The organism is Pseudomonas sp. FG1 (genome assembly GCF_034313875.1).
Classification (GTDB): domain Bacteria; phylum Pseudomonadota; class Gammaproteobacteria; order Pseudomonadales; family Pseudomonadaceae; genus Aquipseudomonas; species Aquipseudomonas veronii.
The window spans coordinates 5061973-5084858 of sequence record NZ_JAVIWP010000001.1 but is presented as its reverse complement, the minus strand read 5'-3'; the positions used below and the strand labels follow the sequence as shown (position 1 = coordinate 5084858).

The window sequence follows — 22886 nt, the reverse complement described above, 5'->3', positions numbered from 1 at the left end:
ATGTCGGGCGATTCTAGAAAGCGCTTTGGTTCCGGTCAACCATTCAGAAATTACGTATCAGATTGCGTCACGTTAGAACTTATCTTTCCAAGCCCTCAAGCTAGCAAATACCTCGTCCCCAGAGCGGTTGTCGCGGCCGTTCCGTTCGTCCGCTTTTTGTTTAACGGATGTTTCAGCGGTACGCAGGAACGGGTTGGTGCGTTTTTCCAGGGCCAGGTTGGACGGCAGCGTGATCTCGTCACGGGCGCGCAGTCGGTTGACGTTTTCCACCCGTTCGGCGATATCGGCGTTGTCCGGTTCCACTGCCTGGGCAAACCTGAGATTGCTCTGTGTATATTCATGGGTGCAGTACACCCGCGTGTCGGCGGGCAGGGCGGCCAGGCGTTGCAGCGAGGCATGCATTTGTGCCGGCGTGCCTTCGAACAGGCGGCCGCAACCGCCGGCGAAGAGCGTGTCGCCGCAGAACAGCACGCCTGGGTGGTAAAAGGCGATATGGCCGAGGGTGTGGCCGGGTACGGCGTACACCGCGAAGTCCCAGCCGAGCACGCTGATGCGCTGGTTGTCCTGCAGGGCAACGTCCCGCGCCGGGATCGTTTCGTGGGCCGGACCGTAGACCGTGGCGCCGCTCACGCGTTTCAGCGCTTCGACGCCGCCCACATGATCATGGTGATGGTGGGTGACGAGAATGTCGCTGAGCGTCCACCCCGGGTTCTGCTTGAGCCAGGCCAGCACGGGGGCGGCATCGCCGGGGTCGACCACGGCGCAGCGGCGGGACTGGGGTTCCTGTAACAACCAGATGTAGTTATCGGTGAAGGCGGGCAGGGCACTGATCTGTATCATTCTTCGATTCGCCAAGCTGAACACATTGGTGCATCTTAGAACGTCTAGGCGAGTTGGAGAATGCAATGACTGATAAAGCGTTCGCCCAGGCCGATCCTGAATGGCTGGCCCTGATCAGCGCGGCCCGTGACTGGCTGTCCGGGCCGATCGGGCAATTTTTGCTGGATGAAGAACGGCGCATGCTCGAAGACGAGCTGGGCCGGTTCTTTGGCGGTTACCTGGTGCATTACGGCCCGTCGGCCCAGACGCCGCCGTCCGCGCCGCAGGTGCAACGCAATGTGCGCCTGGGCGCGCCGTTGCCGGGGGTGGAGATCGTCTGCGAAGAGCAGGCCTGGCCGTTGAGCGAGCACGCCGCCGATGTGGTGGTGCTGCAGCATGGCCTGGATTTCTGCCTGTCACCCCATGGTTTGTTGCGCGAAGCCGCCAGCAGCGTGCGTCCAGGTGGCCATTTGCTGATTGTCGGTATCAACCCCTGGAGCAGCTGGGGCCTGCGCCATGTGTTCGCCCATGACGGCCTGCGCCAGGCCCGTTGCATTTCGCCGTCGCGGGTGGGGGACTGGCTGAACCTGCTGGGCTTCGCGCTGGAGAAACGCCGCTTCGGGTGCTATCGTCCGCCGCTGGCGTCGACCAAGTGGCAGGCCCGTCTGGCCGGCTGGGAGCGTCGGGCGGGGGCTTGGCAACTGTCGGGTGGCGGCTTCTATTTACTGGTCGCACGCAAGATCGTGGTCGGGCTGCGGCCGGTGCGTCAGGTGCTACGCCAACCCATGGGCAAGCTGGTGCCGATGCCGATGGCCAAGGTCAACCGCAAGCAAAGCCAACCGTAGAACCCTCTTTTTGATTTCAGGCCGGATCAGTCGGCCTCGGGATACTGCCGGCCTAAGCCCGGCAACCCGTTTTGATGGATGTAACCGATGACCGATAGCGTTGAACTCTTCACCGATGGCGCCTGTAAAGGCAACCCTGGCCCCGGCGGCTGGGGCGCCTTGCTGGTGTGCAAGGGCGTGGAGAAGGAATTGTGGGGCGGCGAAGCCAACACCACCAACAACCGCATGGAGCTGATGGGCGCCATTCGCGGCCTCGAAGAGCTCAAGCGGCGTTGCGACGTGCTGCTGGTGACCGACTCGCAATATGTGATGAAGGGCATCAACGAGTGGATGGTCAACTGGAAGAAGCGCGGCTGGAAGACGGCGGCCAAAGAGCCGGTCAAGAACGCCGACCTGTGGCAACTGCTCGATGAGCAATGCAACCGCCATAACATCACCTGGAAATGGGTGCGCGGGCACATCGGCCACCATGGCAACGAGCGTGCCGACCAGTTGGCCAACCGTGGCGTCGACGAAGTGCGGGGCTACAAGCAGGGCTGATGCCGGCTGACGTGTTAAGATTGCGCCCCTTGAAATACACCACACCGTTGAGAGCTGAACCCTGATGGCCATCCGATCTGTTGTACTCGATACCGAAACCACCGGCATGCCGGTGACCGATGGTCACCGGATCATTGAAATCGGCTGTGTCGAACTCATGGGCCGTCGCCTCACCGGTCGTCACTTCCACGTCTACCTGCAACCGGACCGCGAAAGTGACGAGGGCGCGATCGGCGTCCACGGTATCACCGACGAATTCCTCAAAGGCAAGCCGCGCTTCGCGGAAGTCGCCGACGAGTTCTTCGAGTTCATCAACGGCGCGCAGTTGATCATCCATAACGCGGCGTTCGACGTCGGCTTCATCAATAACGAATTTGCCCTGATGGGGCAGACGGATCGCGCGGATATTTCCCGGCACTGCTCGATCCTCGACACCTTGATGATGGCCCGTGAGCGTCACCCGGGCCAGCGCAACAGCCTGGATGCCTTGTGCAAACGCTATGGCGTCGACAACTCCGGCCGTGAGCTGCACGGCGCGTTGCTCGACTCCGAGATCCTGGCCGACGTTTACCTGACCATGACCGGCGGGCAGACCAGCCTGTCCCTGGCCGGCAATGCTTCTGACGGTGCCGGTTCGGCGGAGGGTTCGGGCAATCGCCCTTCGGAAATCCGTCGCCTGCCGGCGGATCGCAAACCGACGCCGATCATCCGCGCCAGCGAGCAGGACCTGGCCGAGCATGCGGCGCGGCTTGAAGCGATTGCCAAGTCGGCGGGTGCGCCGGCGTTGTGGACCCAACTGACCCAGCAATAATCTGGTTGAGCGCAATCCAGCAATGTGGGAGGGAGCTTGCTCCCGATAGCGGTGGATCTGTGGCATCAATGTCGACTGGCACGCCGCTATCGGGAGCAAGCTCCCTCCCACATTGGTCAGTCGCTGCTTTCAAAATCTTCATTCGCTACATCCGCTCACAGCTTCTACCCTGAGTGCATCATCCTCAGGACTCAAAGCCCCCATGTACAAAGACCTGAAGTTCCCCATCCTTATCGTGCATCGCGACATCAAGGCCGACACCGTTGCCGGCGACCGGGTTCGGGGTATCGCTCAAGAGTTGGAACAAGAGGGCTTCAGTATCTTTTCTGCGGTGGACTACGCCGAAGGCCGGCTGGTGGCCTCGACCCACCATGGCCTGGCCTGCATGCTGATCGCCGCCGAAGGTGCTGGGGAAAACACCCATCTGCTGCAAAACATGGTCGAACTGATCCGCCTCGCGCGACTGAGGGCGCCCAACCTGCCGATTTTCGCCCTGGGTGAACAAGTCACCCTGGAAAACGCCCCGGCTGATGCGATGAGCGAACTCAACCAACTGCGCGGCATTCTTTACCTGTTCGAAGACACCGTGCCGTTTCTCGCCAGGCAAGTCGCCCGCGCCGCGCGCACGTACCTCGACGGCTTGCTGCCGCCCTTCTTCAAAGCCCTGGTGCAACACACCGCCGACTCCAATTATTCCTGGCACACCCCCGGTCACGGTGGCGGCGTGGCCTATCGCAAAAGCCCGGTGGGGCAGGCGTTTCATCAGTTCTTCGGGGAAAACACGCTGCGCTCCGACCTGTCCGTGTCTGTGCCGGAACTGGGTTCGCTGCTCGATCACACCGGGCCGTTGGCCGAAGCCGAAGCGCGTGCTGCGCGGAATTTCGGTGCCGATCACACCTTCTTTGTGATCAATGGCACCTCGACCGCCAACAAGATCGTCTGGCACTCGATGGTCGCTCGAGATGATCTGGTGCTGGTCGACCGCAATTGCCACAAATCGGTGTTGCACTCGATCATCATGACCGGCGCGATCCCGCTGTACTTGTGCCCGGAGCGCAACGAACTGGGCATTATCGGCCCGATTCCCCTCAGTGAATTCAGCCCCGCGTCGATCCGCGCCAAGATCGAGGCCAGCCCATTGACCCGCGGGCGGCCGGCGAAAGTGAAGCTGGCGGTGGTCACCAACTCCACCTACGACGGCCTGTGCTACAACGCCGAGCTGATCAAGCAGCAATTGGGCAACAGTGTCGAGGTGCTGCACTTCGACGAGGCCTGGTACGCCTACGCGGCGTTCCACGAGTTCTTTGCCGGGCGCTATGGCATGGGCACGTCGCGCACGCCGGACAGCCCGCTGGTGTTCACCACGCATTCCACGCACAAGTTGCTGGCGGCATTCAGCCAGGCCTCGATGATCCATGTGCAGGACGGCGGCGCTCGGCAGTTGGACCGCGATCGGTTCAACGAAGCGTTCATGATGCATATCTCCACCTCGCCGCAATACAGCATCATCGCCTCGCTGGACGTGGCGTCGGCGATGATGGAAGGCCCGGCGGGGCGCTCGCTGCTGCAGGAAATGTTCGACGAAGCCTTGAGCTTCCGCCGTGCCCTGGCCAACCTGCGCCAGCACATCGCTGCCGAAGACTGGTGGTTTTCCATCTGGCAGCCGCCGTCCGTGGCCGGCATCGACCGGGTCGCCACGGCGGATTGGCTGTTGCAGCCCGAGGACGACTGGCATGGCTTTGGCGACGTGGCCGAAGATTACGTGCTGCTGGACCCCATCAAAGTCACGTTGGTGATGCCCGGGCTCACTGCTGGCGGCGCGTTGAGCGACTGCGGGATTCCCGCTGCGGTGGTCAGCAAATTCCTCTGGGAGCGTGGCCTGGTGGTGGAAAAAACCGGCCTGTATTCGTTCCTCGTGCTGTTTTCCATGGGCATCACCAAGGGCAAATGGAGTACCTTGCTCACCGAATTGCTGGAATTCAAACGCAACTACGACGCCAATGTCAGCCTTGCCAGTTGCCTGCCTTCGGTATTTGCCCAGGGCCCAGTGCGTTATCAAGGCCTGGGGCTGCGCGACCTGTGCGACCAATTACATAGCTGTTACCGTAGCAACGCCACCGCCAAACACCTCAAGCGGATGTACACCGTGTTGCCCGAAATCGCGATGAAACCGGCCGACGCCTATGACCAATTGGTCAGGGGTGACGTCGAGGCGGTGTCCATCGATGCCTTGGCTGGGCGCATCGCCGCGGTGATGCTGGTGCCTTATCCGCCGGGCATTCCGTTGATCATGCCGGGTGAGCGCTTTACCGAGTCAACGCGTTCGATCATCGACTACCTGGCCTTTGCCCGCACGTTCGATAGCAGTTTCCCCGGCTTTGTCGCGGATGTTCATGGGTTGCAACACGAAGACGACGGCAGTGGTCGTTGTTACACCGTCGATTGCATCAAGGGATAAGGATGTTTATGCAAGCTGTAATGAACCCGAAGTATCCAGGGCTCAGTGTGCGGGTCGCCGACGAAGGCTTCGACGCCTACGTGTGGGGCAATGATTTCAGTTTTGAGGTCAGCGCCTATGGCGTGCCGGAGCTGGGCAAGCGGGTCGAACAGTGGCTCGTGGAGCGCATCCTGCCGTACCGCAAGTGCTACGGCATCGACCCGGAGGAGTTCGCCAGCTTTCGCGACGCGCCCGACAGCGCGATCTTCATGGCCTTTCTGGACGACAGACCGGTCGGGCATGTCGTGGTCAGTACCAATTGGAATGGCTTCGCGCACGTCGATGAGCTGGCCGTGGCGTTGCCCGCGCGCCGTCACGGCGTGGCCAAGGCGCTGCTGGACGTGGCGCAGTTCTGGAGTCGCAAGAAAAACCTGCCGGGCATGATGTTGGAGACCCAGAACAACAACCTCGGCGCCTGCCGCCTGTATGAGCGTTGTGGGTACGTGGTGGGCGGGATCGACCACCTGCGCTATCGCGGGATCGACCCGCAAACCCGTGAGGTGGCGATTTTCTGGTATCGCTTGTTCAAGGCGGAAGTCGAAGCGGTCTGACGCGTTCAGCTCGCGAGCAGGCCTTCGGCTTTCTGCGTGACAATCTCCAGCAGTGCATTCAGTGCCGGTGAGGTCACGCCCTCCCGGAGGGTCAGCGCATACAGGCTGACCATGATCGGCGGCGATACCGGGCACGCGTCCAGCCCGGCCTCCCGGGCGCCGAACGCGGTGAACGGATCGACGATCGCCAGGCCTTCACCGGCCTCCACCATGCTGCGCATCATCTGGTAAGTCTGCACCCGCGTCTGCACCACCGGCAGCGGGCGCAGGGCTTGCAGCTTGGCGTCGAGCAGGCGACTGAGCGGGTCCTGGCCCTCCAGCCCGATCATCGACTGCCCGGCCAGGTCCTGCAGGGCGATGTACTTCTGCTTGGGTTTGAGCCAGCCATGGGGCGCGAGCAGTTGCAGTTTGCCCTGGGCCAATACGCTGCTTTGGATTTGCGGATGTTCCGGGTCATGCAGGCTCAGGCCCACGTCGGCCTCGTGCAGCAACAGGCTCCTGACGATCTCGCGGGTCGGCTGGCTCGACAGGTTGCACGGCGTGTCCTGGAAGCGTCGGCGCAGCACGGCGATGCTTTGCGGCAGCAGTTGATTGGCCAGGGGCGGCGTACACAGGGCACGCAGGGTTGGCGCGTGATGGTGCTTCAGGCGGCTAGCCAAGCGTTGTACCGGCTCCAGCGCTTCATACACATGGGCGATTTGCGCCTGTAACTCCAGGGTTTCCCGTGTTGGCTGCAGGCGTCCGCGCACGCTGGCGAACAACATAAAGCCCAATTGCTGCTCGGCGTCCTTGAGCGTCGCGTCCACATCGCCCACAGAAAGCTGCAACCATTCGGCGGCCGTGCCGAGGTGTCCGGTCTGCAAGATGGCCTGAATCACTTCGATATGACGTAAACGCATGGCCGGAGTCTAGGGTCAGCAGGGCCGGGATTCAATGGCCTGGAAAAAAACAGCGGGAGCGTTGATTCGCATCGACTTACGTTAGCCTTGCGCAACTGCAACAAGCAGGGCATATAACGAGCGTATCAACCGAGCGACAAGGGAGCTCAGAATGTCTGCACCAGTCATAGTCGGCAACCGGCGCACCCACGGCGGCTTTACGCGATGGGCGGTGCTGGTGGTACTCGTCGTCATCGGCGTGTTGGCCCTGGCATTGTGGCCGCGGCTGTTTGGCGAGATGACCCTGACGGAAATCGCTATGGCCAAGGCCCAGGTCGCCGAGCTGGGCAAGGCCGTCGAGCACTTCCATCAAGACACTGGCCGCTATCCGACCGATGAGGAAGGCCTGGAGGGGTTGATCAAGCCGCCCGCCGCCGACGCGAATTGGAAAGGCCCCTATGTCAACGAGGAGCTGCTGACCGATCCGTGGGGTGTTGCTTATCAGTATCACTTTCCGCCGAGCCAACCCCAGGTTCCGTTCGACCTGTTCTCCTTCGGCAAGGATCGGACGTTGGGCGGTGTCGGGGATAACAAGGATATTACCTACGGCGACAACTGATTCATCTGGCATTACCCATCGACCTGTTTAGAATGGTTGGTCTGATCATCAACGACCAATGCCGGTTACCCGGTACTTACAACAAAAACAGGTCTGGTCTCAAATGCCGATGCCCGCGAACTTCTTCGGGGTAACGGCCAGGCAACTGCTGGTCCTGGTGACCGTGGGAGGCGTGGCCGCTTATCTCTTGAGCAATCCCGACGACACTACGTCCGAAAACCTCGCACTCGATGCGTTCATCCGTTCCCAGGAACAGGTGGGCGCGCAGGTGGGTGCGGTGTTGGGCATCACGCTGGTCAGGCAGGTGGTGGCGTATCCCGCGTATGGTACGCCGGGCTACAAGCGCTTGATGTATGACGTCGAGGGCGAGAAGGGGCGACTGATGGTCACGCTCAAACAGGTTGAGGGAGACCCTGGGATTGAAGTGACGGAGGTTCGCCGCCCGTGATCGCCCGGCCCAGTCAATGCCGTCAATGGCCAGGACTGAGCAGGTACGCTCGGGGGCTCAAGCTTATTGCGCGCGGACGGTTTCCGATTCGCGGACGATAATGGTCCCGGACTGAATCAATTTGAATTCATCGCCTTCCAGTTTTTCTACACGGTCGCCAATGGCCAGCTTGTAGGTTGTGGTGGGCGCCGAGCCAGCCAGGCCGTCTAGCGGCGGGGTGGATTCCTGGAACTCATGCACCGAATACACGCGTCCTTCTGCGTCTCTGGCATGGAACTGTCCGACAAGTACTGCTGCCATCTGTTTAGAACCTCTGGAGATAAACACTCGATTTGCGGTTCTGTAGACCGTCATGGAGCGGGGTAGTTTACCTATGGAAAAAAAATACTATTCGTTGATGTTTTCAGACGCTTCCTACGCGGGTGGTCGCGAGGCAGACGCCGGGGGAATTATCAAAACCTTCTGGTGAACGCGTCGCGAAGGCTCTATAACTACAAGCTCCTTTAGTCAGACGTCGGGAAACCTCAATGAGCAAGGTCTACACGATTGCCGTCCTGGTGGGCAGCTTGAGAAAAGAGTCGATCAACCGCAAGGTCGCCCTGGCATTGGCCGAACTGGCCCCCGCCAACCTCACATTGAACATTGTCGAAATTGGCGATTTGCCGCTCTACAACGAGGACATCGACGGGGCATCACCGCCCGCAGCCTACAGTACTTTCCGTCAACAAGTGCGTTCATCCGACGCAGTGCTGTTCGTGACCCCTGAATACAACCGCTCCGTGCCCGCCCCGCTGAAGAATGCCATCGATGTGGGCTCGCGCCCTTACGGGCAAAGCGCCTGGAGCGGCAAGCCGGGGGCGATTATCAGCGTGTCGCCGGGGGCTGTCGGCGGCTTTGGCGCCAACCACCATCTGCGCCAGTCCCTGGTGTTCCTCGACGTGCCGTGCATGCAGCAGCCGGAAGCCTACCTGGGCGGCGCGGGCAGTGTGTTCGACGAGGCGGGCAAACTGTCGGAGAAAACCAAGCCGTTCCTGCAGGCGTTTATCGATGCCTACGGCAAGTGGGTAGAAAAACAGCACGGCTGATCGCCGATGTGGAAACGGGCTGGCTCGCGATGGCGATGTATCAGTTGAAGATGCATGCACTGAAGCCGCGCAATCGCGGGCAAGCCCGTCAGCCTGTGTTCACATCAGCGTAACCAGTTGGTGCGCGCCAGCTCGATCACTTCATCCCCGCGCCCGCTCATCACTGCCTTGAGCATGTACAGGCTGAAACCCTTGGCCTGTTCCAGCTTGATACTGGGTGGCATCACCAATTCCTGGGTCGCCGTCACCACGTCCACCAGCACCGGGCCGTCATGGGCCAGGGCGCGGCGCAGGGCCGGTTCGAGGTCTTCGGATTGCTCCACGCGAATGCCCAGGATGCCCATGGCGTTGGACATGGCGGCGAAGTCCGGGTTTTTCAGCTCGGTGCCGGCCTCAAGGTAGCCGGCGGCTTTCATTTCCATGGCGACAAAACCGAGTGATGCGTTATCGAACACGATGACCTTCACCGGCAGTTTCAGCTGCGCCAACGAAATGAAATCCCCCATCAACATGGTAAAACCGCCGTCGCCGGACATTGAGATCACCTGTCGCCCGGGGAAAGCCGCCTGGGCACCGATGGCCTGGGGCATGGCGTTGGCCATCGAGCCGTGGTTGAACGAGCCGATCAAGCGCCGTTTGCCGTTCATTTTCAGGTAGCGCGCCGCCCACACGGTGGGCGAGCCGACGTCGGCGGTGAAGATCGCATCGTCGTCGGCCAGTTCACTCAGCAGGCGCGCCACGTATTGCGGGTGAATCGGCCGGTTGGCCTTCGACGCTTGCGCCAGGTCATCGAGGCCCTGGCGGGCTTTCTCGTAGTGTTTCAAGGACGTTTCGAGGAAGCTGCGGTCGGCCTTGCGGGTCAGGCGCGGCAGCAGTGCGTCGAGCGTCTCGCTCACGTCAGCGGCGATGCCCAGGTCCAGGGTGGCACGTCGACCCAGCGCCTGGGGGTTGCGATCGATCTGGATGATCTTCGCGTCGGTGGGGTAGAACTGGCGGTACGGAAAGTCGGTGCCGAGCATGATCAGCGTGTCGCAATTGAGCATGGCGTGGTAACCGGAGCTGAAACCGATCAGGCCGGTCATGCCCACGTCGAACGGGTTGTCCCATTCCACGTGCTCCTTGCCGCGCAAGGCGTGTACCACCGGCGCGCCCAAGGCATCGGCCAGGGCCACCACTTGGGCATGGGCGCCAGCGCAGCCGCTGCCGCACAGCAAGGTGACTTTCTGGCTGCTGTCGAGGATTTCGCTGAGGCGTTGCAGGTCCTGTTCCGCCGGCAGGGTGCGCGGCACATGCAGGGCCGGCCAGGGTTTGAGCGTGTCTTCCACTTCCAGCAGCGACACATCCCCGGGGATCACCACCACCGCCACGCCGCGATTGAGGATTGCCGCGCGCATGGCGCGATGCAGCACTTGGGGCATCTGCTCGGGGTTGGTCACCAGTTCGATGAAGTGGCTGCACTCTTTGAACAGTTCCTGGGGATGGGTTTCCTGGAAGTAGTTCAAGCCGATTTCGGAAGACGGGATTTGTGCGGCGATGGCCAACACCGGTACATGGTTGCGATGGCAGTCGAACAGGCCGTTGATCAAATGCAGATTCCCCGGCCCGCAACTGCCGGCGCACACCGCCAACTCGCCGGTGGCGGCGGCTTCGGCACCGGCGGCGAACGCGGCGACCTCTTCGTGGCGCACATGCATCCACTCGATGCTGTCCATGGTGCGCAGTGCGTCGGTGAGGCCATTGAGGCTGTCGCCGGTCAGGCCCCAGATGCGCTTGATGCCTGCCTGTTCAAGGGTGGTTGCCAATTGCTGGGCCAGGTTGATTTTTGCCATGAAGAACTCCAATCGTCAGTGAGGTTAAAAGTGGCCTCTCAATAGAGGACAGTTCGATCACGGCGAATGCTCCGTGCTTAATGTGAAGATTGCGTCATGGTTGCGCGGTATTGGCGAGTGCGCCGGACGATAAACCATTGATCGCGGACCAGTGCCATGCACGGCGCAACGTTGGGATTGGGGCGATGGCCGCGGCTCAGGCAACGCATCTGGTGACGCACCACGGCGAGGGCGGCGAGGGGCTTGCGCTGCCAACTGATCGCTGTGAGTTGCGGGTTGGGGTCGCGACCTTCGCGCCAGTGTTTGATCAGTTGCGGTTCCAGGGTCAGGGCGGTGGCGATACCGGCCATGGCGATGCCGCTGTCGAGGACTTGCTGCACCACCGGCAAGCGGCGAATGCCACCGGTGACCATCACCGGCATGTTTGCGAGGGTCGCCAGCTCGCGGGCCATTTCCAGGAAATACGCTTCGCGGGCCAGGGTCCGCCCGTCCCGGGCTTCGCCCTGCATGGCCGGTGCTTCGTAGCTGCCGCCGGACAGCTCCAGCAGGTCGATGGGCAGGACATTGAGCAGCTTGACCACGGCACGCGCATCGTCCGCGTCGAAGCCGCCGCGCTGGAAGTCTGCCGAGTTGAGTTTCACCCCCACGCAAAACGAGGGGCTGACACTGGCGCGAACGGCCTTGATCACTTCAATCAGCAAGCGTGCGCGGTTCGGCAGCGAGCCGCCCCAGTGATCGGTGCGCCGGTTGCTCAAGGGCGAGAGAAACTGGCTGAGCAAGTAGCCATGCGCTGCGTGGATCTGCACGCCTGTAAACCCGGCTTTCTCGGCCAGGCGCGCGCTGGTGGCAAAGCGCGTGATCACGTTCTGGATCTCGTCTTCGGACATAGCCCTGGGCTTGGCGAACATCTTCGAAAAAATACCCAGGTCGAGGGCCACGGCGGACGGCGCCAAGGCTTGCTGGCGCAGGTTGGCCGGCGTCTGGCGCCCCGGATGATTGAGCTGCACCCAGAAGTGCCCGCCGTTGTTGCGTCCGAGGGCGGCCCATTCGCGAAAGCTGTCCAGTGACCGCTCGTCCTCCAGCGCAACGCCGCCGGGGCCGGTCATGGCGCGGCGGTCGATCATCACGTTACCGGTCAGCAGCAAGCCGGGCTCGCCATCCGCCCAGGCCTGGTACAACTGCTTCAATTCACGGGACGGCGCTTGTTGGGCGTCGGCCATATTCTCCTCCATCGCAGCCTTGGCGATACGGTTGACAAGGACTTGGCCGTTGGGCAGTTGTAAGGGTTCGAAAGGTGACATGGTTGACTCCTGAGCGGGGGAGGCCTCAGGCTAAGCTTAAAGTTAACTTTAATGTCAAGCGGGCATGGCGATGAATATTGGTGAACTGGCGAAACAGAGCGGGCTGGCGGCGTCGCGTATTCGGTTTTATGAGGCCGAAGGGTTGATCAGCCAGGTGGGCAGGCAGGCCAACGGCTATCGGCGTTATGCCCCCGAGGCCCTGCAAACCCTGCAACTGATCCAGAGCGCGCAACAGGCCGGGTTTACCTTGCAGGAACTCAAGGCGCTGATGCCGACGCCGGGCGAGCACAAGCGCGAGGCGCTGATTGAGGCGTTGGAGCGTAAGGTGCAGCAGATCGAAGGGATGCAGGCGCAACTGGCGCACAGCAAGGCGCAGTTGCTGGGCGTGATCGCGGCGGTGCGCGCGCAGCCGGAGGGTGTGCCGTGTTCCATGGAGCAGAAACAGGTGCTGGCGTCGATCAAACTCGATGTATAAAAAAGCCCTGGCATGCCAGGGCTTTTCACGATGCTAACGCTTAACGGCGACGGAACAGCGGCAGCGGCTCGTCCGTTGCAGCCTGGTACGTCACGGAAAAGTCCTTGAGGCTTTCCAGCGCTTCATACGGGTCTTTGTCGGGGCGCAAGGCGAAGGCATCGAACCCGCAGCGGTGCAGGTAGAACAGTTGGTCGCGCAGCACGTCGCCAATCGCGCGCAATTCGCCTTTGTAACCGTAGCGGTCACGCAGCAGGCGCGCATTGGAGTAGTTGCGCCCGTCGGTGAAGGCCGGGAAGTTCAGGGCGATGACCTGGAAGTGCGCCACGTCGTCACCGATCTCTTCGGCTTCTTCATCGGCGTCCAGCCACACGCCCAGGCCGCCGTCACGGGCCTTGAGCGCATGACCGTGCTCGCGCCACAGCGCCAGCGGCACGATCAGGTCGTCGCAGTTGGAGATGCCGTCGAAGGTCGCGTCCTTGGGCAGCAGGTGCCAGGTTTCGTCGACGACTTCGTTGTTCTTAATGATTCGCTGCATAGACGCGCTCCTTGAACAGGTCAATGCCGATGCGCTGGTAGGTGTCGATGAAACGCTCATCTTCGGTGCGCTGCTCGATGTACACATCGATCAGTTTGCCGATCACCTCGGGCATGGCTTCCTGGGCGAAGGATGGGCCGAGGATCTTGCCCAGGCTCGCATCGCGGCTGGCGCTGCCACCCAGGGACACTTGGTAGAATTCTTCGCCTTTCTTGTCCACGCCCAGGATGCCGATGTGGCCGACGTGGTGGTGACCACAGGCGTTCATGCAACCGGAAATGTTCAGGTCCAGCTCGCCGATGTCGAACAGGTAGTCCAGGTCGTCGAAACGGCGCTGGATCGATTCGGCAATCGGGATCGACTTGGCGTTGGCCAGGGAGCAGAAGTCGCCGCCCGGGCAGCAGATGATGTCGGTCAGCAGGCCGATGTTCGGCGTGGCGAAACCCCCTTCGCGCAGTTCGCCCCACAGGGTGAACAGTTGGCTCTGCTCAACGTCCGCGAGAATGATGTTCTGCTCGTGGGAGGTGCGCAGTTGACCGAAGCTGTAGCGCTCGGCCAGGTCGGCCACGGCGTCCAGCTGCTTGTCGGTGATATCGCCGGGGGCGACGCCGGTAGGCTTGAGCGACAGGGTCACGGCGACATAGCCCGGCTTTTTGTGCGCCAGGGTGTTGCGCACACGCCAGCGGGCGAAGCCTGGGTGCTGCTGGTCGAGCGCGGCGAGTTCGGCGTCCTGATTGCCCAGGGCTTTGTACTCGGGGTCGACGAAGTGTTTGGCCACGCGGTGGACTTCGGCGTCGGTCAGGGTGGTCTGGCCGCCGCGCAGGTGTTCCATCTCGGCGTCGACTTTCTGTGCGAACACCTCAGGGGTCAGCGCCTTGACCAGGATCTTGATCCGCGCCTTGTATTTGTTGTCGCGACGGCCATAGCGGTTGTAGACCCGCAGGATCGCGTCGAGGTAGCTCAGCAGGTCCTGCCACGGCAGGAACTCGTTGATAAACGCGCCGACCACCGGGGTACGCCCCAGGCCACCGCCTACCAGTACACGGAAGCCCAACTCGCCGGCGGCGTTGTGGACCGGCTCCAGGCCGATGTCGTGTACTTCGATCGCCGCACGGTCCGATGTCGAGCCATTGATGGCGATCTTGAACTTGCGCGGCAGGTAAGCGAATTCTGGGTGGAACGTGGTCCATTGGCGGACGATTTCACACCAGGGGCGCGGGTCGATCAGTTCGTCGGCGGCAACCCCGGCGAATTGGTCGGTGGTCACGTTGCGCAGGCAGTTACCGCTGGTCTGAATGGCGTGCATCTGCACGGTGGCCAGTTCAGCCAGGATGTCCGGCACGTCTTCCAGCGCCGGCCAGTTGAACTGCACGTTTTGGCGGGTACTGATGTGGGCGTAGCCCTTGTCGAAGTCGCGGGCAATCTTGGCCATCATGCGTGTCTGGCGCGAAGTCAGTTGGCCATAGGGCACGGCCACCCGCAGCATCGGCGCAAAGCGCTGAACATAAAGGCCATTTTGCAGGCGCAGAGGGCGGAACTCTTCTTCGCTCAGTTCACCTGCTAGGTAGCGTCGGGTCTGATCACGGAACTGCTTGACGCGGTCCTCGATGATGCGCTGATCGTATTCGTCGTATACGTACATATAGGTCCTGTTCTCGGCAAATCTGCGCGCACGGCCGCGCACTCCCAACGGAGCCGGGGCACGATACCAGTTTGCGTTTATGCGCAAAAGTGATGTTTGAGTATATGCAAAGAACCAAATCGACTAATGGGAACGATTGTCGGTATACACGCATTTGTCATGCGGGCAATCATCAACTTTACTGTGGGCGAGTCTGAATGCAATCACCTATAAAACCGACAAGAGGCGATGCGATGAGCCATCCGACAAAAGCCCGTAAACCCGACAGTACCGTGGATGCCTGGGCCATTCTATTTCTGATCATTCTCGTGGTAGGGACGGCGGTGTTCTGGGTTGGCCACCAGTAAACAGCGTTGACTGAGCCTCGAATGACTGTCCGATTGCCAGTATCATGGCGGTCAATGTTCAAGGCTTGAATAACCATGGTGAAGGTTCTGTTTGCGTGTGTGTGGTTGCTGGGGCCAGCATTTTGTGGCGTGGCTCAGGCGGCGTCGGTGGTGTTTCTCAACCCGGGCATGTCGACGGAAACCTTTTGGGTCAGTTACGCGCAATTCATGCAGGCCGCGGCCAAGGACCTCGGCCTGGATTTGCGCGTGCGCTATGGCGAGCGCGATCTTCACACCACATTGGTCCAGGCCCGGGAGGAACTGCAAGGCCGCGAGCGGCCGGATTATCTGGTGCTGGTCAATGAGCAGTATGTCGCCCCGCAGATTCTGCGCATGGCTCAGGGCAGTGGGGTGAAATTACTGGTGGTGAACAGCGCGCTGACCGCCGACCAGGTGCAATTGTTGGGCGCCCGCACGGGCATCGATCTGATCGGCAGCCTGGTCGCCGACGACGAAGAGGCCGGCTACCTGATGCTCAAGGACATGTTGCGCCAGCACGGCCGTGTTGCGCCCGGCGAATCCCTCGACCTGCTGGCCTTCTCCGGCATCAAGACCACTCCCGTTGCCCTGTTGCGAGAGCAGGGCATGCACCGGGCGCTGGCCGAACACCCCGAGGTGCGCCTGCGTCAGTTGGTTTATGGAGAGTGGAGCCGCGAGCGCGCCTTCGAGCAAGCGACGCAGCTGTTCAAGCGTTACCCGCACACGGCGCTGGTGTGGTCGGCCAACGATCAGATGGCGCTGGGTGCCATGCAGGCGTTTCGGGACAGCGGGCGCGTGCCTGGCAAGGACGCGCTGTTCAGTGCGGTCAACAGTTCGCCGGAGATCTTGCAGGCGCGTCTGAACGGGCAGTTGTCGTCCCTGGTCGCCGGGCATTTCACCGTGGGCGGGTGGGCGATGGTGCTGATCAATGATGATGCCAAGGGCGTGGACATCGTCGCTCACGGCGGGCGCGACCGCCAGGAGGCGCTATTCCAACTGATCGATTCCGCCCAGGCGCGGCGCTTGCTGGGGCCCATGCCGACGGTAAATTTCCGCGCACTGTCCGCCCTGGGCAAGCCTGCGTCCTATGGTTACCCCTTCAGCATGCGTCTGCTGCTGCACTAGACCCCGGCCAGCAGCAACACCAGTTTGACGATGCCGAACAGCGTCAAGGCAAACACCACTGTGAACAGAATGCCCAGGACCACAAAGTGGCTGGGCTTGCCATGGGTAAAGTCGCGGGCGCGGTTCTTGCCGCTCTGCACGCCAAAGGCGGCGGCGACGACGCTGTGCAGCATCTGCCACAGGGTAGGCGGTTTGTTGTTGGCTGGATCGTCCATACGTGCCTCGACACAAGATGTGTGAGGCAAGCATAGACAATCTGCGCGTGCTTAGTTGTCGTAACCCAGGTTCGGTGCCAACCAGCGCTCGGTCACGGCCAGGTCCTGGCCTTTGCGCGCGGTGTAGCTCGCCACCTGGTCTTTGTCGACCTTGCCCACGGCGAAGTATTGCGCCTGCGGGTGGGCGAAGTACCAGCCGCTGACCGCAGCCGCCGGGAACATCGCGTAGTGCTCGGTAAGGAACACGCCGCTGCGGCCGGCATGCATCTCGCGGGCCTCGGGGTCCAGCAGTTGGAACAGGGTGCCTTTCTCGGTGTGGTCGGGGCACGCCGGGTAGCCGGGGGCAGGGCGGATGCCGCTGTACTGTTCCTTGATCAGCGCGTCATTGTCCAGTTGCTCGTCCTTGGCATAACCCCAGTAATCTTTGCGCACCTGTTGGTGCAGCCATTCGGCGCAAGCTTCGGCCAGGCGGTCGGCCAGGGCCTTGACCATGATCGAGTTGTAGTCGTCGCCCGCGTCCTGGTAAGCCTTGGCCACTTCCTCGGCGCCGATGCCCGCGGTGGTGATAAACCCTCCCACGTAGTCGGTGATGCCGCTGTCTTTGGGCGCGACGAAGTCGGCCAGGGAGAAGTTCGGCTTGCCGTCGGTCTTGATGATCTGCTGGCGCAGGTGGTGCAAGGTTGCCAGGGGCTGCCCGTCGTCGCCGTAGACTTCCAGGTCGTCATCGTTCACCTGGTTGGCCGGCCAGAAACCAAACACCGCGCGAGCGCTGATCAGCTTCTCGTCGATCAGCTTGGCGAGCATTTCCTGGGCGTCGGCATACAGCGCCGTGGCGGCTTCACCCACCACTTCATCGGTGAGGATGCGCGGGAACTTGCCGGCCAGGTCCCAGGAGATGAAGAACGGGGTCCAGTCGATGTATTCGGCGAGCACCTTGAGGTCGATGTTGTCCAGCACCTTGGCGCCGGTAAAGGTCGGCGTGACCGGCGTGTAAGTGCTCCAGTCGAACTGCGGCTTCTTGGCGATCGCCGCCGGGTAGCTCAGGCGTTCGGTGCGTGCGCTGCGGTTCGAGGTGCGCTCGCGCACTTCGATGTATTCCAGGCGGGTCTTCTCGACGAAACCGGCCTTCAATTCCTTGGACAGCAGCTGCGTGGCCACGCCCACCGCGCGCGAGGCGTCGGTCACGTAGATCACCGCATCATTGCTGTACTTGGGCTCGATCTTCACCGCCGTGTGCGCCTTGGAGGTGGTGGCGCCACCGATCATCAGCGGCAGGTGGAAGTCCTGGCGCTGCATTTCGCGGGCGACGTGGACCATCTCATCAAGGGACGGGGTGATCAGGCCGGACAGCCCGATGATGTCGCACTTCTGTTCTTTGGCCACCTGCAGGATCTTCTCCGCCGGTACCATCACGCCCAGATCGACGATGTCATAGCCGTTGCATCCCAGCACCACGCCGACGATGTTCTTGCCGATGTCATGCACGTCGCCCTTCACCGTGGCCATGAGGATCTTGCCCTTGGCTTCCGGCTTGTCGCCTTTTTCCAGTTCGATGAACGGGATCAGATGGGCCACGGCCTGTTTCATCACCCGCGCCGACTTGACCACCTGCGGCAGGAACATTTTGCCCGCGCCAAACAGGTCGCCGACGATGTTCATGCCGGACATCAGCGGGCCTTCGATCACTTCGATCGGGCGCGCGAACGACTGCCGGGACTCTTCGGTGTCTTCGACGATGTGCGTGGTGATGCCCTTGACCAGCGCGTGTTCCAGGCGCTTGTTGACCGGCCAGCCGCGCCATTCCTCGGTTTCGGCTTCCTTGACGCTGCCGTCGCCCTTGTACTTGTCGGCGATGGCGAGCAGGGCATCGGTGCCGTCCGGGGTGCGGTTGAGCACCACGTCTTCCACCGCGTCGCGCAGTTCGGCGGGGATCTGGTCGTAGATCTCCAACTGGCCGGCGTTGACGATGCCCATGGTCAGGCCGTTGCGGATCGCATACAGCAGGAACACCGAGTGGATCGCCTCGCGCACCGGGTTGTTGCCGCGGAACGAGAACGACACGTTGGACACGCCGCCGGACGTCAGCGCATACGGCAGCTCGTCGCGGATGTAGGCGCAGGCGTTGATGAAGTCGACGGCGTAGTTGTTGTGCTCTTCGATACCGGTGGCGACCGCGAAGATGTTCGGGTCGAAGATGATGTCTTCCGGCGGGAAGCCGACTTCATTGACCAGGATGTCGTAGGAGCGTTTGCAGATCTCTTTCTTGCGCGCTTCGGTGTCGGCCTGGCCGGCTTCGTCGAAGGCCATCACCACCACGGCGGCACCGTAGCGTTTGCACAGCTTGGCGTGATGGATGAACTGCTCGACGCCTTCCTTCATGCTGATGGAGTTGACGATGCCCTTGCCCTGGATGCACTTGAGGCCGGCTTCGATCACTTCCCACTTGGAGGAGTCGATCATGATCGGCACGCGGGAGATGTCCGGCTCGCCGGCAATCAGATTGAGGAAGGTCACCATGGCCTTCTTCGAATCGAGCATGCCTTCGTCCATGTTGATGTCGATCACCTGGGCGCCGGCTTCCACCTGCTGCAGGGCGACTTCGAGGGCTTCGGTGTAGTTGTCTTCGCGGATCAGCCGGGCGAAACGGGCGGAACCGGTGATGTTGGTACGTTCGCCGACGTTGACGAACAACGACTGGCGATCGATGGTGAACGGCTCCAGGCCCGACAAACGGCAGGCCTTGGGAATGTCCGGGATCTGGCGCGGCGCGTAACCGGCCACGGCCTTGGCGATGGCTTCGATATGCCCCGGCGTGGTGCCGCAGCAGCCGCCGACGATGTTCAGGAAGCCGCTCTGGGCGAATTCTTCGATGACTTTGGCGGTTTGCGCCGGCAATTCGTCGTATTCGCCGAATTCGTTGGGCAGGCCGGCGTTAGGGTGCGCGGACACATAAGTGTTGGCCTTGTTCGACAGCTCTTCGAGGTACGGACGCAACTCGCTGGCGCCCAGGGCGCAGTTGAGGCCCACGGAAATCGGCTTGGCGTGGCTGACCGAGTTCCAGAACGCTTCGGTGGTCTGGCCCGACAGGGTGCGGCCGGAGGCGTCGGTGATGGTGCCGGAGATCATGATCGGCAGTTCGAAGCCCAGCTCTTCGAATACACCCTGCACGGCAAAGATCGCGGCCTTGGCGTTGAGGGTGTCGAAAATGGTTTCGATGAGGATCAGGTCCGCGCCGCCTTCGATCAGGCCCTTGGTGGCCTCGGTGTAGTTCTCCACCAGTTCATCGAAGGTCACGTTGCGGTAGCCGGGGTTGTTCACATCCGGCGACAGCGAGCAGGTACGGCTGGTCGGGCCGAGCACGCCGGCGACGAAGCGTGGCTTGTCCGGCGTCTCCAGGGTCTTGGCGTCGGCCACCTTGCGCGCGACGCGGGCACCTTCTACGTTCAACTCGTAGGCGAGCGACTCCATGCCGTAATCGGCCTGGGACACTTGGGTGGCGTTGAAGGTGTTGGTTTCGAGGATGTCGGCGCCGGCATCCAGGTACGCCTTCTCGATGGAGGCGATGACGTCCGGACGGCTGAGCAGCAACAGGTCGTTGTTACCCTTGACGTCGCTCGGCCAGTCGGCAAACCGTTTGCCGCGGTAGTCCTGTTCTTCCAGCTTATAGCTCTGGATCATCGTGCCCATGCCGCCGTCGAGGATCAGGATGCGTTCCTTGAGGGCTTGGTGAAGGGCTTGCAGACGAGCGCTACGATCGGACATGGGACTACTCTGTTCAGGCATTACGGAGGGCGTGGATCATAGCAAACCTGTGTGGATTTGGAGCATGTGCAGGTTTTGCATGAATATCGTTCATGTTGGTGCGCGTGTTAGATCGGTAGAATCCGCGGGGTTTTCTATTTTGGCTTCATATCGGGACCAGGCTCATGCCGTATCGCATCATCATCAGCTTCGTTTTGTTGCTGATTGGCAGCACTACACAGGCCCAAGATCCCGCTCCGGCGCTTTCCTACACCCGTGATATCCAACCGATCTTCACTGAGAAGTGCGTGGCGTGTCATGCCTGCTACGACTCGGCCTGCCAGTTGAACCTGGGCAGTGGCGAGGGCGCGGCGCGGGGGGCGACCAAGGTACTGGTCTACGATGGTGATCGCAGTCAGGCGACCAAGCCGACGCGTCTGTTCTACGACGCGTTCGGCAAGGCTGCCTGGCGGCACGAAGGCTTCACTTCCGTGCTCGACGCCCAAGGCAGCCAGGCTGCGTTGATGGCGCGCATGCTCGAACTGGGCCACAGCCGCGCGCCGTTGCAGCCCAACGGCAAGCTGCCGGACGACATCGTGCTGGGCCTGAACCGCGAGAACATGTGCCCGCTGCCAGAGGAGTTCGACACTTACGCCGACGTGCACCCCAATGAAGGCATGCCGCTGGCCGTGACCGGCTTGAGCGACCAGCAGTACCAGACCCTGCGACGCTGGCTGGCCTCCGGTGCGCCGATTGACCAGCAGGGCGTGGCGCCAAGTGCCCAGGAAGCCGCACAGGTGCTGCAGTGGGAAAACCTGCTCAACGCCCCCGGCGCCCGCGAAAGCCTGGTCGCCCGCTGGCTGTTTGAACACCTGTTTATCGCACATCTGTATTTCGAAGGCGGTGAGCCGGGGCATTTCTTCCAGTGGGTCCGCTCGCGCACCCCCAGCGGGCAGCCGATCGACCTGATCAATACCCGTCGCCCCAACGACGATCCCGGTACCCGGATCTACTACCGGCTGTGGCCGATACAAGGGGTGATCGTCCATAAGACCCACATCACGTACCCGCTCAGCGCGGCGAAAATGGAACGGGTCAAAGCCTTGTTCTACAGCGGCGACTGGCAGGTCAGCGCCTTGCCGGGCTACGGTCCGGGCCGTCGTGCCAACCCGTTCGAGACGTTCGAGGCGATTCCGGCCCAGGCGCGCTACCAGTTCATGCTCGATAACGCCGAGTACTTTGTCCGCACCTTCATCCGCGGCCCGGTGTGCCGGGGCCAGATCGCCACGGACGTGATCCGCGACAATTTCTGGGCGCTGTTCCAGGCCCCCGAACACGACCTGTACATCACCGATCCGCTCTATCGCGGCCGGGCCACGCCGTTGCTGGCAATGCCCGGGCAGAACGACGACGTGGGCAGCGTGCTCAGCCTGTGGCTCAAGTACCGTGACAAGCGCAACGAGTACGAAGCGCTGCGTCGCTACCGCTATGGCGAGTTGCCGGCGCCCGGTTGGTCGACGCTGTGGGCCGGCAACGACAATGCGTTGTTGAGCATCTTCCGTCACTTCGACAGCGCGTCGGTCAATAAAGGCCTGATCGGTGAAGTCCCGCAGACGATGTGGTTGTTCGATTACCCGTTGCTGGAGCGCACCTACTACCAATTGGTGGTCAACTTCGACGTGTTCGGCAACGTCTCCCATCAGGCCCAGACCCGCTTGTACTTCGACCTGATCCGCAATGGCGCCGAACAGAACTTCCTGCGCCTGATGCCGGCCAATTCGCGGGACGATTTCCTCGACGATTGGTATCAGAACGGCGGCAAGGTCAAGTTGTGGATGGACTATGAGTCGATCGACGACGATAAACCCACCGGCCTGAAACTGAATGAAAAAGACCCGAAACGCGATTTCGTCAACCAGTTGCTGGCGCGTTATGGCGACCTCAATGCCAGCCCGGACCCGATCAATCGCTGTGTCGGCGCCTACTGTTCGCGGCCGGGCCTCGAACCGGTGCTGCGCGATGCCGAGCAGGCCCTGAGTCGCCTGACGTTGCGCCCGGCGGCGGGGCTCAAGGTCATCGACCAATTGCCGGAAGCGACCATGCTGCGCATCGAAACCCGCACCGGTCATCGTGAGGTCTACAGCCTGCTGCGCAACCGTGCCCACACTAATGTCGCGTTCATGCTGGGTGAGGCTTCTCGCTATCAACCGGGCCTGGACACGTTGACGGTCTACCCCGGCGTGCTGAGCAGTTATCCGAACTTCATGTTCAATATCCCGGCCGAGCAAGTGCCGGCGTTCGTCGCGGCCATGGAAAGTGCCCGCGACGCCCAGCACTTCGAGAAGATCGTCGATCGTTGGGGTGTGCGCCGCAGCCATCCGCAGTTCTGGGAGTACTTCCACGATCTGTCGACCTACATCCGCGAAACCACGCCGGTGGAAGAGGGTGTGCTGGATATGAACCGCTATGAAAACCTCTGACGGCGATGGTGAGGCTTTTCCGACAAAATTACTGGGGCTTTGTATCTGCGTAATATTTTGGCGTAAACTGCCAGCAAGCCTGTGA

At 61.7% G+C, this 22886-nt stretch carries 20 protein-coding genes; 11 read left to right on the top strand and 9 right to left on the bottom strand.

The features are described 5' to 3' along the window. Positions 1-72: 72 nt before the first annotated feature. Positions 73-840, bottom strand: a complete 768-nt coding sequence (gene gloB / locus RGV59_RS23150; protein ID WP_126586695.1) for a hydroxyacylglutathione hydrolase — start codon at positions 838-840, stop codon at positions 73-75. 65 nt (positions 841-905) lie between these two features. Here gloB and RGV59_RS23145 point away from each other — a divergent pair, with 65 nt between their 5' ends. The 5 genes from RGV59_RS23145 (at position 906) to RGV59_RS23125 (ending at position 6063) form a co-directional block, all read left to right on the top strand. Beyond that, positions 906-1664 carry a class I SAM-dependent methyltransferase gene (locus RGV59_RS23145; RefSeq protein ID WP_017846620.1) on the top strand — a complete coding sequence of 253 codons (759 nt, stop codon included), beginning with the start codon at positions 906-908 and terminating at the stop codon, positions 1662-1664. A gap of 87 nt (positions 1665-1751) precedes the next feature. After that, positions 1752-2204, top strand: coding sequence for a ribonuclease HI (gene rnhA, locus RGV59_RS23140; RefSeq protein WP_017846619.1), 453 nt, complete (start codon positions 1752-1754; stop codon positions 2202-2204). Between the two features lie 70 nt (positions 2205-2274). Continuing rightward, the gene (gene dnaQ / locus RGV59_RS23135) at positions 2275-3015 is read left to right on the top strand and encodes a DNA polymerase III subunit epsilon (RefSeq protein ID WP_173677823.1); all 741 of its coding nucleotides are present in this window, start codon (positions 2275-2277) and stop codon (positions 3013-3015) included. A 202-nt stretch (positions 3016-3217) separates the two neighbouring features. Further along, positions 3218-5473: an Orn/Lys/Arg decarboxylase N-terminal domain-containing protein gene (locus RGV59_RS23130; RefSeq protein WP_017846617.1), complete on the top strand. Its 2256-nt coding sequence runs from the start codon at positions 3218-3220 to the stop codon at positions 5471-5473. 20 nt (positions 5474-5493) lie between these two features. Then, a complete protein-coding gene (locus RGV59_RS23125) occupies positions 5494-6063 on the top strand; it encodes a GNAT family N-acetyltransferase (RefSeq protein WP_102618072.1) in 570 nt (189 codons plus the stop codon). Between the two features lie 5 nt (positions 6064-6068). Here RGV59_RS23125 and RGV59_RS23120 read toward each other — a convergent pair whose 3' ends face one another. Next, on the bottom strand, positions 6069-6962 hold the full coding sequence (locus RGV59_RS23120; protein ID WP_017846615.1) for a LysR substrate-binding domain-containing protein: 894 nt from the start codon (positions 6960-6962) through the stop codon (positions 6069-6071). Between the two features lie 151 nt (positions 6963-7113). Here RGV59_RS23120 and gspG point away from each other — a divergent pair, with 151 nt between their 5' ends. Together gspG and RGV59_RS23110 are read left to right on the top strand one after the other, a co-directional pair. After that, on the top strand, positions 7114-7560 hold the full coding sequence (gene gspG, locus RGV59_RS23115; RefSeq protein ID WP_104903031.1) for a type II secretion system major pseudopilin GspG: 447 nt from the start codon (positions 7114-7116) through the stop codon (positions 7558-7560). 103 nt (positions 7561-7663) lie between these two features. Continuing rightward, entirely contained in the window at positions 7664-8008 is a 345-nt protein-coding gene (locus RGV59_RS23110; RefSeq protein WP_017846613.1) for a hypothetical protein, read from the top strand. A 63-nt stretch (positions 8009-8071) separates the two neighbouring features. Here the strand turns inward: RGV59_RS23110 and RGV59_RS23105 are convergent, their stop codons facing one another. Continuing rightward, positions 8072-8308 (bottom strand): hypothetical protein, encoded by a 237-nt coding sequence (locus RGV59_RS23105; RefSeq protein ID WP_046383133.1) that lies wholly within the window; start codon positions 8306-8308, stop codon positions 8072-8074. Between the two features lie 227 nt (positions 8309-8535). On the opposite strand from RGV59_RS23105, the gene RGV59_RS23100 reads away from it, so the two are divergent. After that, positions 8536-9093, top strand: coding sequence for an NADPH-dependent FMN reductase (locus RGV59_RS23100; protein ID WP_017846611.1), 558 nt, complete (start codon positions 8536-8538; stop codon positions 9091-9093). A 104-nt stretch (positions 9094-9197) separates the two neighbouring features. Here the strand turns inward: RGV59_RS23100 and poxB are convergent, their stop codons facing one another. Further along, complete coding sequence (gene poxB / locus RGV59_RS23095) at positions 9198-10922, bottom strand: ubiquinone-dependent pyruvate dehydrogenase (protein ID WP_126586693.1); 1725 nt, start codon at positions 10920-10922, stop codon at positions 9198-9200. A gap of 77 nt (positions 10923-10999) precedes the next feature. Then, positions 11000-12223, bottom strand: coding sequence for an NADH:flavin oxidoreductase/NADH oxidase family protein (locus tag RGV59_RS23090; RefSeq protein ID WP_126586691.1), 1224 nt, complete (start codon positions 12221-12223; stop codon positions 11000-11002). Between the two features lie 70 nt (positions 12224-12293). Here RGV59_RS23090 and RGV59_RS23085 point away from each other — a divergent pair, with 70 nt between their 5' ends. Then, positions 12294-12698, top strand: a complete 405-nt coding sequence (locus RGV59_RS23085; RefSeq protein ID WP_104904541.1) for a MerR family transcriptional regulator — start codon at positions 12294-12296, stop codon at positions 12696-12698. A gap of 40 nt (positions 12699-12738) precedes the next feature. Here RGV59_RS23085 and RGV59_RS23080 read toward each other — a convergent pair whose 3' ends face one another. Together RGV59_RS23080 and RGV59_RS23075 are read right to left on the bottom strand one after the other, a co-directional pair. Beyond that, a complete protein-coding gene (locus tag RGV59_RS23080; protein WP_017846607.1) occupies positions 12739-13233 on the bottom strand; it encodes a DUF934 domain-containing protein in 495 nt (164 codons plus the stop codon). Next, complete coding sequence (locus tag RGV59_RS23075; protein ID WP_017846606.1) at positions 13217-14875, bottom strand: nitrite/sulfite reductase; 1659 nt, start codon at positions 14873-14875, stop codon at positions 13217-13219. Before RGV59_RS23075 ends, RGV59_RS23080 begins: the two co-directional genes overlap by 17 nt. Positions 14876-15297: 422 nt before the next feature. Here RGV59_RS23075 and RGV59_RS23070 point away from each other — a divergent pair, with 422 nt between their 5' ends. After that, positions 15298-16365: an ABC transporter substrate-binding protein gene (locus tag RGV59_RS23070; RefSeq protein WP_017846604.1), complete on the top strand. Its 1068-nt coding sequence runs from the start codon at positions 15298-15300 to the stop codon at positions 16363-16365. On the opposite strand, the gene RGV59_RS23065 is transcribed toward RGV59_RS23070, so the two are convergent. Next, a complete protein-coding gene (locus RGV59_RS23065; RefSeq protein ID WP_017846603.1) occupies positions 16362-16580 on the bottom strand; it encodes a DUF2970 domain-containing protein in 219 nt (72 codons plus the stop codon). The two genes, RGV59_RS23070 and RGV59_RS23065, sit on opposite strands and share 4 nt — an antisense overlap. A gap of 51 nt (positions 16581-16631) precedes the next feature. Further along, complete coding sequence (metH, locus tag RGV59_RS23060) at positions 16632-20342, bottom strand: methionine synthase (RefSeq protein WP_017846602.1); 3711 nt, start codon at positions 20340-20342, stop codon at positions 16632-16634. A gap of 164 nt (positions 20343-20506) precedes the next feature. Here metH and RGV59_RS23055 point away from each other — a divergent pair, with 164 nt between their 5' ends. Continuing rightward, on the top strand, positions 20507-22801 hold the full coding sequence (locus RGV59_RS23055) for a fatty acid cis/trans isomerase (RefSeq protein ID WP_104903034.1): 2295 nt from the start codon (positions 20507-20509) through the stop codon (positions 22799-22801). Positions 22802-22886: the final 85 nt, after the last annotated feature.